This window comes from Paenibacillus senegalensis JC66 (genome assembly GCF_000285515.1).
Taxonomy (GTDB): domain Bacteria; phylum Bacillota; class Bacilli; order Paenibacillales; family NBRC-103111; genus Paenibacillus_L; species Paenibacillus_L senegalensis.
This window is the reverse complement of the sequence record NZ_HE610959.1, coordinates 532,147-544,475: the sequence shown is the minus strand read 5'-3', so window position 1 is coordinate 544,475 and position 12,329 is coordinate 532,147. Positions and strand designations below refer to the sequence as shown.

Here is a 12,329-nt window from a genome sequence, read left to right as displayed (position 1 = left end):
TATGTTGAATATTTTTGCGGATTTGCATATTCATATAGGACGCACCAATAGCGGCCGGGCGGTGAAAATATCCGGATCAAGAAATCTCACCTTTCACGAGATTGCCCGTGAGGCTTCGGAACGCAAAGGAATCGAATTAATAGGAATTATTGATTGTCATTCCCCTGGTGTGCAGGAGGATATTGAGCGGTACCTGGAAGCAGGCGAGATGACGGAGCTGCCGGGCGGGGGAATCCGTTACCGGAATACGACTGTACTGCTCGGTACGGAAATTGAAGTGAAGGACCAGGGAATGGGACCTGCCCATTTGCTTGTATATCTGCCCACCTTGGCTGAGATGAAGAGCTTTACCGAATGGATGAAGCCCCATATGAGCAATATTCATCTCAGTTCGCAGCGAATCTACGTGCCTGCCAGAACCCTGCAGCAGGAGGTGCTTGCACGGGGCGGTATCCTGATTCCGGCACATATGTTTACGCCTCACAAAAGTGTATACGGCAGTTGCACGGACAAGCTGAGTCATTTGCTTGATCTTGATGGAGTCATTGCCGGCGAGCTTGGATTGAGCTCGGACACCCGGATGGCATCCATGCTTACGGAGCTGGATACCATTGCCTTTGTGACCAATTCAGACGCCCATTCCCTAGCCAAAATCGGACGGGAATACAATAGGCTGAAGGTTGCCGAACCCAGCTTCTCGGAATGTGTAAAAGCATTGAAAGGTGAAGCAGGGCGAGCGATTATAGCGAACTATGGGCTTAATCCCTATCTCGGAAAATATCATCGCAGCTTCTGCAATTCCTGCGGCAGCACGATGGATATTTCACAGCATCCGGCTGCCCAGGCGAATAAGACAACATTCCATCAGTGTCCTGAATGCGGCAGCAAAAAGCTGATCCGAGGGGTCATGAACCGTATTGAGGAGCTGGCGGACCGCCCGCCGGGTGAATCGCCTCCCAAACGGCCGCCCTATTACTATCAAGTGCCTCTGGAATTTATTCCGGGTATCGGCCGGCGGACGCTGGAGGATCTGCTTGCTCACTTCGGCACGGAAATGAATATCCTTCATCATGTGCCCGAGGAGGAACTGATCGCCCGTATAGGGGAGGAAAAAGCCCGTTATCTCAGTGAAGCCAGATCTGGTCAGCTGGGTATAGAAGCAGGAGGCGGCGGGCATTACGGCAAGGTTCGGCGGCATTAATACTGGCAGACGCTTCAAGATTGCTGCGGCACCATCCGGCTGAAAGCTGTTTCCAATTTCACAAATAACTCCCTGGTTGGCGTGTATACTTTCTCTCTTTCTCTCATATGATTCTATTAATGGGACAAGAGGAGGAAGTCGCGATGCCAAGCAATATACGAACACATTTGAAGGACCATCTCTCTTTGTATGTTTTTGTATCCATGCTATTTGTGACGGGCGTCATTTTTGGCGTGATGATGGTCAGTGCCCTAACTCTAGAACAAAAACAGGAGCTGGCCAGACATATGGGAAATTATTTTCACGTAGTCGATCAGGGAGAATTAATGCCAGGCAAACAGTCGTTCCCGCAGACGCTATCTTTAAATTTGAAATGGCTTGTTATTATTTGGGTGCTGGGGATTTCCGTAATAGGCCTGCCGGTAATTCTCGCCCTTGATTTTTTAAAGGGAGTGCTGATTGGCTTCAGCTTTGCGTTTTTAGTCGAGGAATTTTCCTGGAAAGGGATGTTTTTCGGGCTTACATCGATTGCGCCTCGCAACATCATCCTTATACCGGTCATCATAACGGCCAGCGTGCTAGCCTTGGCTTTTTCGTTTTCTCTAGTTAAGAACCGGCTGGCTCAAAGAAAAGGAAAGCTCTATTCGCAATTTATAGCTTATAGCACGACCAATTTCCTGTTGGCTCTGATTGTTACACTTGTTTCTTTATTCGAAGCATTTTTTGTGCCGACTATGATGCAGTGGGTTACTCCTCATCTTGTAGCTATCGTCACAGCCTTTCCGTTGAGCTAAAGCAAGGTAAGCCTGAGAAATGAGAGTGAAAGGAATGCCTGGATGCAAAAGGTTTGACTTTGCCTCGGAACTCCCCCTATAATGAGAATAGGTTACTGTTCGCATCGTTTTTCAGTCGTACTAGTAAAGCAAATCATTCCGAGAGGAAGCCCGGGAATCTGTGTGATCCGCTTCGGATTCCTGACCCGCTTGATGGGTGAATGGTAAGGGGGAGGCAAATGGAATCGCGTATTGAAAAGATCAAGCAACAGCTGCAGTCGCAAGGTTATAAACTGACCCCCCAGAGAGAAGCGACTGTCCGAGTATTATTGGAGCATGAACAAGACCACTTGAGCGCAGAAGATGTGTTCATGCTGGTTAAAGATAAATTTCCAGAGATCGGATTGGCTACCGTCTACCGAACGCTGGAATTGCTGAATGAGCTGCATGTTTTGGAGAAGATGAATTTTGGAGACGGTGTGGCCCGTTATGATCTGCGAAGCGACAGCTCGCATCATCACCATCATCATCTAATTTGCGTGCATTGCGGTACGGTCGACGAAATTATGGAGGACTGGCTCGGCCCGCTGGAGGAAAGACTGGAGCAGGAGTTTAACTTTAAGGTGCTGGATCACCGCTTGGATTTTCAAGGGATATGCCGGCGCTGCATAGAGAAGGAGCATCAGCTTGCCCAAGCTGGACAACATACGAAAGCTAAGCACTCATAAGGTGGACTGCCACCCGACAGAGTGCTTTTTACTTTTATAAACTCTAAGTTTTGAATGAAGAAAATATGACATAGAAAAGGGGTTGAATTGAAAGACTAAGAAGGTTGATGTGCTGTCAAAGACAGGGGCAAAATGACTCATGCAAAAAAGCTGAGGAGGATGAATAATGATTATTGGAGTGCCTCAGGAAGTGAAGGACAAAGAATACCGGGTCGCACTGACACCGGCCGGAGCGGAGCAGCTTGTCCGCGATGGCCATCAAGTAATCGTACAGCAAAATGCCGGCATCGGCAGCGGTTTTCAAAATCAGGAATATGAGCAGGCTGGTGCAATTATTGTCGAGCAGGCGGCAGAAGTGTGGGAGCGGGCGGAGATGATCATGAAGGTGAAGGAGCCGCTTGCGTCGGAATACGGCTATTTTCGCAAAAATCTGATTCTGTTTACTTATCTGCATCTAGCGGCCGCCCGCGAATTGGCACAGCGTCTCGTTGAAAGCGAAATGACGGCGATCGCTTATGAAACGATACAGCTTCCTAACGGCAGCCTGCCTCTTCTAACCCCAATGAGCGAAGTTGCCGGTAGAATGTCCGTGCAGGTAGGCGCTCAATTTCTGGAGAGATTTTACGGCGGCAGAGGCATTTTGCTTGGAGGTGTTCCCGGAGTTCCGCCAGCGGATGTTATTATTATCGGCGGGGGTATTGTGGGGACGAATGCGGCCAAAATGGCGCTGGGTCTCGGGGCTAACGTAGTGGTCGTAGAGCGAAGCACGGAGCGGATGAGGTATTTGGATGATGTATTCGGCGGGCGAATTCGAACCTTGATGTCCAACACGTTCAACATTGCTTACGCGGTACAAAAAGCGGATCTGCTGATCGGGGCCGTATTAATTCCCGGAGCGAAAGCTCCTAAGCTCGTAACAGAAGAGATGGTCAAGACGATGAAGCCCGGTGCAGTCATTGTGGATGTCGCCGTAGATCAAGGCGGAAGCATTGAGACGATAGACCGCGCCACCACCCACAGTGATCCGACCTATCTGAAATATGGTGTGGTGCATTATGCTGTGGCGAACATACCGGGAGCCGTGCCCCGGACGTCTACGCTGGCGCTGACCAATTCGACCCTTCCCTATGCAATGAAAATCGCCCAGCTAGGAGTGGAAAGGGCAGTTAACCAAACGCCAGAGCTAAGACCGGGCGTAAACTGTTATCGCGGGCATGTCACTCACCCGGCGGTTGCCGAAGCGGTCGGATTGAATTATGCTTCGCTGGATCAATGGATGTAGGGCGGGACACGGGCGCCCTCCTTTCCAAGAAGTCTCCCGGTGAAAGTGCAGATGTAAAACTGATCTTGCGCAAAATGATCGACATAAGCAGGGGGACAAGAACATAAAGTGGTATAACACTTGGATGTTGGAGGAATCCCCATGATCGTTTATGTGCAAAAATGGATTCAGCGGACACGCTTTGTCCTGATCTTTGTTGTTCTCACTTACGCCATGTACCATCTCATCAGTCTGATTACAGAATGGATGGAACCTGCTTATCGCTACCGCGAGCCGACCGGACGGGCAGTCAAGGTATTCCAGGCGGAGCATCTGGCCGAGCCGGAGCGAACCTTCATCGACCGTCTGCGAATCTTTTACTGGTACGGCGGATAGTAAGAGCTGTGATGTCAAAATGAAACACCCAAGAATGTTGATCTTACAGCATTCTTGGGTGTTGACTTTTAAGGTGCCGTATAAAAAGCTCCTTTTCGTTCAGGCTCCAGTTTTTGTATTGCTGTGTTGGCAAGATAAGAGGATAACCTATACAATAGAGGTAACCATTGGAGGCGGTCTTCTGCCCGTCGATTAAGAGAGCTTGATCTAAGCTCTTGGAGAGACAAGCCTGCAGCCAAAAGGATGATTAAGGTGACGAACTATACAATGCACAGTTTGGTGGAGCAATATGTAGAACAGATGAGGGAAGATGGCTCCTTGTCTGCATTAAGTCAGGATTGCTACGAGCGTGATATCCGGCAGCATCTTAATTACTTGCTCGATAGAGGAATTACCGCATGGGGCCAGGTTGAGAACCGGCATCTGCAAGCCTACTGGCAGGAGATGAAGCGACTTGGTAAAGCTCCGAAGACGATGACCCGTTCCATGGTTTCTCTGCGGGCTTTTTATAAATTTTTATGGCGGCGCGGTCAAGTGTCCAGACATCTGGCGGCAGATGAACAGCTGGTACCAACGTCTTCCTCGGATTCTCCGCCACTCATTTTACGCACAGAAGAGATGGAAGCTCTTCTGCAGGCGCCTGATCCCATGACCACTCTGGGGATAAGAGACCTGGCGATGCTGGAGATGTTATACGCAACGGGGGCGCGCGTAAGTGAAATGCTGGGGCTTCTTCTGGAGCATGTCCAATTGGACATGGGCTTTGTCCGGCTTACGGACGCTTCACTGAAGGAGCGGATCGTTCCGCTGGGACCTATTGCGGTTGAAGCGGTACAAAGATACCTCGCCAGCAGTCGCCCGAAGCTCGCAACTGCTAGTGAGCGGCCAGTCGATAGTCTTTTTTTGAACAGCCGGGGGGCCCGGCTCAGCAGGCAGGGCTTCTGGAAGCTGCTGAAAGGGTACGCCCGTCAGGCAGGAATTGCAGAGAGCCTGCTGTCTCCGCATACGATCCGCCATTCCTTTACCGTACATATGCTGGACAATGGCGCCGATCCACGATCGCTGCAGGAGCTTCTGGGCCATTCGGATACCCATTTTATACAGAAGTATATGCCCCACTTGAAGGAATATCGCTTAAAAGAGGTCTATGAGCGCGCACATCCGCGGTCGGGATTGAACTTGGCGTCTTCCGCTAAGCCCAGAACAGAAATGACTAAGGAGGAAATGTAATGACCGCATACAAACGTATTTGTCTCATCGTATTGGATAGCGTAGGCATCGGCGAGCTGCCGGATGCTGATGCATTCGGAGACAAGGGTGCCCATACACTTGGTCATCTAATAGAGAGAACCGGCGTCCAGCTGCCGCATTTGCAGCAGCTGGGCCTTGGCAACATTGCCCCGCTGAAAGGCATGGAGCCTGTTTCTAGTCCGCAGGCTTATTATGGAAAAATGGCTGAGGTTTCCGCAGGAAAAGATACTATGACCGGCCATTGGGAGATCATGGGGCTGAAAATCACAACACCTTTTCAGACCTATCCCGATGGTTTTCCCAAGCCTCTCCTGCAGGAGTTTTCGAGGCGGACCGGACGTCCCGTTATCGGCAACATAGCAGCCTCAGGGACGGAGATCATTAAGCAGCTGGGAAGTGAGCAGCAAAAGACCGGTGCCTGGATTGTGTATACATCGGCGGATAGCGTCTTCCAGATTGCGGCGCATGAAGATGTAATTCCTCTGGATGAGCTGTACCGCGCCTGTGAAATCGCCAGGGAGCTTACTCTGCATGAACCCTATGTGGTAGGCCGCATAATTGCCAGACCTTACACCGGTACGGAAGGCTCTTATCAGCGTACAGCCAACCGGCATGATTACGCAGTCAAGCCTCCGGGGCTGACGGTGATGAACTCGCTGCAGCAGGGGGGGTATGATTGCTGGGCTGTCGGCAAAATTAATGATATCTATTCCGGAGAAGGCGTGACCCGTGCTATCAGCACGAAAAGCAACCAGGACGGCATCGAGAAAACTCTGGCCTGGCTAAAGGAAGATTTCACCGGTCTTCTGTTCACCAACCTCGTTGATTTCGATTCCTTGTATGGCCACCGCCGGGACCCGCAAGGCTACGCCAAAGCTTTGGAGGAATTCGATCAGGCACTGCCGACGCTGAAGGAGAGCATCGGGGAACATGATTTGCTGATCTTAACTGCTGACCACGGCAATGATCCGTATCACCCTGGAACAGATCATACCCGCGAGTATGTTCCTCTGCTGGTTTGGAGCCCGCGCCTAAAGAGTCCTTCATCGCTCGGTATACGGGATACCTTTGCTGATGTCGGGGCCACCATTGCGCATAATTTTAATGTTCGTATGCCAGATCTGGGAAGCAGCTTTTTACCACAGTAGATTGATTCAAACATAAATGGATCCAGGCGTAAAATCGAATCCTTGCCATGGCGCTTGAGAAAAATATGTTATTTATAAATAAAAGTTGAAGGGAGCATCCATATTTTATGAGTCTCCAACATAAACTGCAAGAAACAGCACAATGGATTCGTGCAAGAATATCCGTTCAGCCCCGGCTTGCTCTTATTTTGGGCTCCGGCTTGGGAGTTCTCGCTGATTCTCTTGAGCAATCGGTTTATCTGAAGTATGAAGACATTCCGCATTTTCCTGTGACTACGGTGGAAGGGCACGAAGGAGCTCTTGTAGTCGGGAACCTGAATGGAACGCCTGTCGCCGTACTCAAAGGAAGGTTTCATTTATATGAAGGCTATAGTGAGGGAACGGTAGCTTATCCGATCCGAGTCATGAAAGCTCTAGGCATAGATAAAATGGTTGTAACTAACGCGGCAGGCGGCATCAATGAGCGATTTAAGCCCGGTGATTTCATGCTGATCCGGGATCATATCAATCTGATGTTTCGCAATCCGCTTATTGGTCCTAACGAAGACAGCATCGGCCCCCGGTTTCCGGATCTTTCCGAGGCTTATAGCAAAAAATTGCTGCAGGTCGCGCGAAAAGTCGCAGCAGGACAAAATTTGAAGCTTCAGGAGGGTGTGTACGTTGGTATGACCGGACCGACCTACGAAACTCCGGCGGAAGTGAAAATGCTGAGGAAGCTGGGCGGAGATGCGGCAGGAATGTCTACCGTCCCGGAAGTGATAGCAGCCCGTCATGCGGGCATGCAGGTACTGGGTATTTCTTGTATTACGAATATGGCTGCAGGGATGCTGGAGCAGCCGCTATCGCATGATGAGGTTGTGGAAACCGCTGTCAGAGAGCGGGATACCTTTATTCGTTATATGGTGCAGCTTATCCCCCAATTATAGATCATTCACATTAAGGAGGAACAGGTAATGGAAAGCCATTATTGGGAGCATATTAAGCAATCAGCAGAATATATCCGCAGCCGGATTGACGGAATGAGACCCGCAACCGGGCTGGTTCTCGGTTCAGGTCTGGGCGATTTGGCGGAGCAAGTAGAAGAGGCTGTATATTTGGATTACGTGGAGATCCCGCATTTTCCCCTACCGACTGTGGAGGGACACGCGGGACGTTTGGCTATAGGGAAGCTTGAGGAGCATCCGGTGATCGTCATGCAAGGGAGATTCCATTACTATGAAGGATACTCCATGAAGCAGGTGGTATTTCCTGTGTACATAATGAAGGAGCTGGGTGTCGAGACCTTAATCCTGACTAATGCGGCAGGAGGTATGAACCGCGCTTTCGAGCCGGGTAATTTGATGCTGATTAAGGATCACATTAATTTTACGGGCAGCAATCCTTTGATTGGTCCGAATGATGAAGCTGTGGGACCGCGATTTCCCGATCTTTCGGAAGCGTATTCACGAAGATTGCGCGATCTGATAAGAGATGCAGCTGAGGAACTGGATGGGACCACCTTTCAGTTGACCCTTCAAGAGGGGGTGTACTGCGGAATCAGCGGGCCCTCTTATATGACACCTTCTGAGCTGACCATGCTTGCAAATCTTGGCGGTGATGCTGTCGGGATGTCTACCGTAGCTGAAGCGATAGCTGCCCGCCATTGCGGTCTGGAGCTTGCGGGTATTTCCTGCATTACAGATATGGCTATTGGTGAAGAACTGGAGGCACTGAGCCATGAGCAAGTCGTGGAAGTAGCCAACCGGACAAAGCCGGCATTTGCAGAATTGATTAGAAGAGTATTGAGGCGGATGAGCTAATCCGCCTCTTTTGCTTTTCGATTTTACAAAATTTGTTTTGAATATCTAGTAAACTTGTGGTAATTTAATAGATATGTATGAAATTAATATATTCTGGCATGCCGAATACAGCCTGGTTTAAGGCTGCTACGGGGGATTTATTATGGGGTGAATGACTGCTATCACACTAGCAGACTAGGGAATACCTCTTCCCGAATCCGTCAACTAACCTCGGAGGCATAAGGAGGAAGTAACACTGAATTTCAAGAAGATTACGTATAAGATTGCTTTGTCGTCGGCTATTTTAGTATCAGGTTGGTTTATCGCCAATCAGTCTGAAGCTTCAGCTGCAGATTATGATGTTAAAATCCAGGTGAATGATGAATTGCTGACATTCACAGAGGGTAATCGTGCTTTTATTGATGAGAACGGTACGACAATGGTTCCTGTCAGAGCCGTTGCAGAACGTCTTGGCTTAGGTATCGATTGGGAACTGGTAAACGAGGAATTAAAGATCTACATATCTAATGACGATGTTAAGGTCGAATTAGTTCCAGGAAATGAAGAAATTATGGTTAATGGGAATCCGGTGTTGTTAGATTCCAGCATCCAGCAAATTGAAGGGCAAGTTTATGCGCCTGTGCGATTTATTTCTGAGACTTTCGGATATATGATGCAGTGGGATGATGTAAACTTGATTGCGATTATTTCCTTGGACGGCCAATATCATGCTCCGGCCTGGTATAACGTTCCGGAACCTGAACCGCAAGTACTGGAAGCATCTGTTGAGTCTGATGTACAGGATCAAATCATAAGCACGGCCAAAGAGTATATTGGCACCCGTTATGTTTACGGCGGGTCAACTCCTAAAGGGTTCGATTGCTCGGGCTTCACCAGTTATGTGTTCAACCAATATGGCGTTAGTCTGCCCAGAACTTCAGCAGGAATGTATAGTGAGTCAGGTCAATCGGTAAGCGACCTGCAAAAAGGGGATCTTGTATTCTTCGCCAATAATGGCAGAGTATTTCATGTAGGCATTTATATCGAAAATAATCAGTTTATCTCTGCCACTACTTCTTACGGAGTTAAGATCGACAAGATTAACGATAACTACTGGGGTAATTACTATATTGGAGCAAAACGAGTCTTATAGAGTTACAGAATAGTTACAATTTACGAAGACAATTTCATTTTCACGCCTAATATCATTAAACCAGGTATGCTGCTGCATGCTTGGTTTTTTATTTTATAGGAAATTATATCAAGTAGAACAGTTTCCAAGATAACGGGGCAAGCCGAAAAGCAAAGCGAATAGCAGCGAAAATCAAAGCGAAAAGCAGCGAAAAGCAAAATGGAAACCAGTTGTTGATTTCACTTGAACGGCGGCCCGCTTGGTTTTTCTGTCTATAACTTGTCTTAACCCATAAGCCCGGTAAATGAAACAGGCCTTTAAAAAATTTTTAGTGTTTGCTGTTTATAAATCTTATGCTGCTCTTTGCCCGGCCATGCTTCAAGTTGTCCGATTTAGGCGAGTCATTGATTAAATACTCCGCTGGGATAGATACAAGCTGCTGCTGTAGTAAATGCTGCGATATTGGTCTGATAGCGGGCATGTGATGGTATGCTGCAATTTATGGTACAATAATCGCAAAAAAAGCTTGAGCGCAGTAAAAAGCAGATTTGCGCGGAAGGGGGAAGGCGGGCTTGAGAACGGTTGATATTATTGCTAAAAAGCGAGACGGTAAGGAGCTTACCGAGAAGGAATTGAATTTCCTGATTCAAGGCGCAACGGACGGAAGTATTCCGGATTATCAGTTATCTGCCTGGGCGATGGCGGTTTATTTCCGCGGAATGACGGATCGGGAGACGGCCTTGCTGACGCTTGCCATGGCCGAATCGGGAGAGCAAATGGATTTAAGCCGAATTCACGGCAGGAAGGTCGACAAGCATAGCACTGGCGGAGTTGCCGACACCACGACTCTCATCCTGGCTCCACTAGTGGCGGCGGCAGGAGTGCCTGTCGCTAAAATGTCCGGGCGGGGTTTGGGCCATACCGGCGGCACATTGGATAAGCTGGAAGCAATCCCCGGGTATCGGATAGAGCGCTCGGTGGATGAATTCATAAATCAAGTTAACGCCATAGGCGTATCGGTTATCGGACAGACAGGCAATATAGCGCCCGCTGACAAAAATTTATACAGCCTAAGGGATGTAACCGCCACGGTGAATTCCATTCCGTTGATTGCAAGCTCAGTCATGAGCAAAAAAATTGCTTCGGGAGCCGATGCTATAGTGCTTGATGTGAAGACGGGCCAGGGTGCTTTTATGAAGACTCTGGAGGATTCAGTGAAGCTGGCACAGTCGATGGTCGCTATTGGCAGCGAGGTCGGCCGGGAAACCATTGCAGTGGTGACAGATATGGACGAGCCCTTAGGCCACGCTATCGGCAATGCGCTTGAGGTGAAAGAGGCTATGCAGGTGCTTCGCGGAGAACTGCGGGATTCACCTCTGCACAAGCTCTCTTTGCTCTTGGGGGCGCATATGCTCGTGCTCGGAGGCAAAGCGCAAGCCGTGGATGAAGCCGTGCCCCGCCTGCAGAGCTTGATCGATGATGGTTCAGCCTTAGCGAAATGGCGGGAATTGATTGCCGCGCAAGGAGGCGACCCGCGGGCAGCCGACCAGCCGGACCTGCTTCCGTCAGCCGATTACGTAGAACCGGTTGCCGCACCAAAGGAAGGCTATCTGGCTTCAGTCGCAGCGGAAGAGCTTGGACTCGCGGCTATGCATCTGGGGGCGGGCAGGGCAACCAAGGATGATTCTATCGATTTGGCAGCCGGCATCGTCATCCATAAGAAAAGCGGTGAAACCGTACAGCAAGGAGAGCTGCTCGCTGAGCTTCACTACAATAAGAAAGCACAGAAAGAGGTAGAGGAAGTCAGAAGCCGGGTGCTGGAAGCCTTTCACATTGCAGAGCGTCCCAATGCTGCCAAGCCATTGGTATATGCGACCGTTACCAGAAATGGTATAGTTTATTCGCGGAACGAAGGGGAAGCTTAGGGGTACGGTTTAGGGCTACAGTAGAAGAAGCTATATAAAAACAGTCATGTCTTCTCCAGTTCTGGCACAACTCCAGCATGAAAATAGCCAAGGTTGGCGGGTACGCGGGGTAGCGGGGTTCGCGAGCTGGCGGGGTTGGCGTGCCCGCAACTTGCGTTTTGTACGAAATGTCGTACAAATGCATGGGGTTAAAGTGCGAATACCGGAGATTTGTATGAAACGTCGTACAAATACAGGGGATTGAAGGGCAATTACCCAAAATTTGTATGACAAATCGTACAAAAGCATGGGATGGAGTGCGATTGCCCGAGATTTGTATGACAAATCGTACAAATGCAAGGTCTTTAAGCTATTAAGGGCCTGCGGCCATCTGCAGCGAGTGTTTCAGACGAAATTTCGCAGCAAGTTATGTGATTAAGGCCGATTACCCCCGATTCCCCGAGATTGGTCATCATGTGGGGCGTTTTATTTTCACAGAAATGTCGTACAAAAGCATGGGATTGAAGGACGATTACCCGAGATTTGTATGACAAATCGTACAAATACCGGGGTCTAAGAGTTAAGTCCGTACAAATGCAGGTCTTTAAGCTATTAAGATCCTGCAGCCATCTGCAGCCAGTGTTTCATACGAAATTTCGTAACAGTTATAACCAGGTTATGAATTGGGGTGCGAATACCCGAGACTGCTCATCGTGCGGGGAGTATACGCGGGGGTTATTTTCACAGAAAAAACAGG

Annotated in this window: 11 protein-coding genes and 1 riboswitch; all 11 genes read left to right on the top strand. The window is 49.2% G+C overall.

Features of this window, described 5'->3' with window-relative positions:
- The first annotated feature begins 1 nt into the window (after position 1).
- Positions 2 to 1,201 carry an endonuclease Q family protein gene (locus PSHG_RS14515; protein ID WP_010274004.1) on the top strand — a complete coding sequence of 400 codons (1,200 nt, stop codon included), beginning with the start codon at positions 2 to 4 and terminating at the stop codon, positions 1,199 to 1,201.
- 143 nt (positions 1,202 to 1,344) lie between these two features.
- Positions 1,345 to 1,995 carry a stage II sporulation protein M gene (spoIIM, locus tag PSHG_RS14510; RefSeq protein WP_010274001.1) on the top strand — a complete coding sequence of 217 codons (651 nt, stop codon included), beginning with the start codon at positions 1,345 to 1,347 and terminating at the stop codon, positions 1,993 to 1,995.
- 218 nt (positions 1,996 to 2,213) lie between these two features.
- Positions 2,214 to 2,702: a ferric iron uptake transcriptional regulator gene (fur, locus tag PSHG_RS14505; protein ID WP_010273999.1), complete on the top strand. Its 489-nt coding sequence runs from the start codon at positions 2,214 to 2,216 to the stop codon at positions 2,700 to 2,702.
- Between the two features lie 166 nt (positions 2,703 to 2,868).
- Positions 2,869 to 3,984 (top strand): alanine dehydrogenase, encoded by a 1,116-nt coding sequence (ald, locus tag PSHG_RS14500; protein ID WP_010273996.1) that lies wholly within the window; start codon positions 2,869 to 2,871, stop codon positions 3,982 to 3,984.
- Between the two features lie 141 nt (positions 3,985 to 4,125).
- Positions 4,126 to 4,359: a DUF4227 family protein gene (locus tag PSHG_RS14495; RefSeq protein WP_010273994.1), complete on the top strand. Its 234-nt coding sequence runs from the start codon at positions 4,126 to 4,128 to the stop codon at positions 4,357 to 4,359.
- A gap of 252 nt (positions 4,360 to 4,611) precedes the next feature.
- The gene (locus PSHG_RS27705; RefSeq protein WP_162137289.1) at positions 4,612 to 5,589 is read left to right on the top strand and encodes a tyrosine-type recombinase/integrase; all 978 of its coding nucleotides are present in this window, start codon (positions 4,612 to 4,614) and stop codon (positions 5,587 to 5,589) included.
- Positions 5,589 to 6,758, top strand: a complete 1,170-nt coding sequence (locus PSHG_RS14485; protein WP_010273991.1) for a phosphopentomutase — start codon at positions 5,589 to 5,591, stop codon at positions 6,756 to 6,758. Before PSHG_RS27705 ends, PSHG_RS14485 begins: the two co-directional genes overlap by 1 nt.
- A 107-nt stretch (positions 6,759 to 6,865) precedes the next feature.
- Positions 6,866 to 7,684, top strand: a complete 819-nt coding sequence (locus PSHG_RS14480) for a purine-nucleoside phosphorylase (RefSeq protein WP_010273989.1) — start codon at positions 6,866 to 6,868, stop codon at positions 7,682 to 7,684.
- A 27-nt stretch (positions 7,685 to 7,711) separates the two neighbouring features.
- Entirely contained in the window at positions 7,712 to 8,557 is an 846-nt protein-coding gene (locus PSHG_RS14475; protein ID WP_010273986.1) for a purine-nucleoside phosphorylase, read from the top strand.
- Between the two features lie 89 nt (positions 8,558 to 8,646).
- A riboswitch (cyclic di-AMP (ydaO/yuaA leader) is annotated at positions 8,647 to 8,792 on the top strand.
- A 129-nt stretch (positions 8,793 to 8,921) separates the two neighbouring features.
- Positions 8,922 to 9,689, top strand: coding sequence for a C40 family peptidase (locus tag PSHG_RS14470; RefSeq protein ID WP_235782059.1), 768 nt, complete (start codon positions 8,922 to 8,924; stop codon positions 9,687 to 9,689).
- A 551-nt stretch (positions 9,690 to 10,240) separates the two neighbouring features.
- Entirely contained in the window at positions 10,241 to 11,593 is a 1,353-nt protein-coding gene (locus PSHG_RS14465; RefSeq protein ID WP_010273982.1) for a pyrimidine-nucleoside phosphorylase, read from the top strand.
- Positions 11,594 to 12,329 lie beyond the last annotated feature (736 nt).

Excerpts from the sequence above, each read along its gene's own strand:
- fur (WP_010273999.1), top strand. The coding sequence starts at position 2,214 with ATGGAATCGCGTATTGAAAAGATCAAGCAACAGCTGCAGTCGCAAGGT.
- PSHG_RS14485 (WP_010273991.1), top strand. The coding sequence starts at position 5,589 with ATGACCGCATACAAACGTATTTGTCTCATCGTATTGGATAGCGTAGGC.
- PSHG_RS14515 (WP_010274004.1), top strand. The coding sequence starts at position 2 with ATGTTGAATATTTTTGCGGATTTGCATATTCATATAGGACGCACCAAT.
- PSHG_RS14475 (WP_010273986.1), top strand. The coding sequence starts at position 7,712 with ATGGAAAGCCATTATTGGGAGCATATTAAGCAATCAGCAGAATATATC.
- PSHG_RS14495 (WP_010273994.1), top strand. The coding sequence starts at position 4,126 with ATGATCGTTTATGTGCAAAAATGGATTCAGCGGACACGCTTTGTCCTG.
- spoIIM (WP_010274001.1), top strand. The coding sequence starts at position 1,345 with ATGCCAAGCAATATACGAACACATTTGAAGGACCATCTCTCTTTGTAT.
- PSHG_RS14480 (WP_010273989.1), top strand. The coding sequence starts at position 6,866 with ATGAGTCTCCAACATAAACTGCAAGAAACAGCACAATGGATTCGTGCA.
- ald (WP_010273996.1), top strand. The coding sequence starts at position 2,869 with ATGATTATTGGAGTGCCTCAGGAAGTGAAGGACAAAGAATACCGGGTC.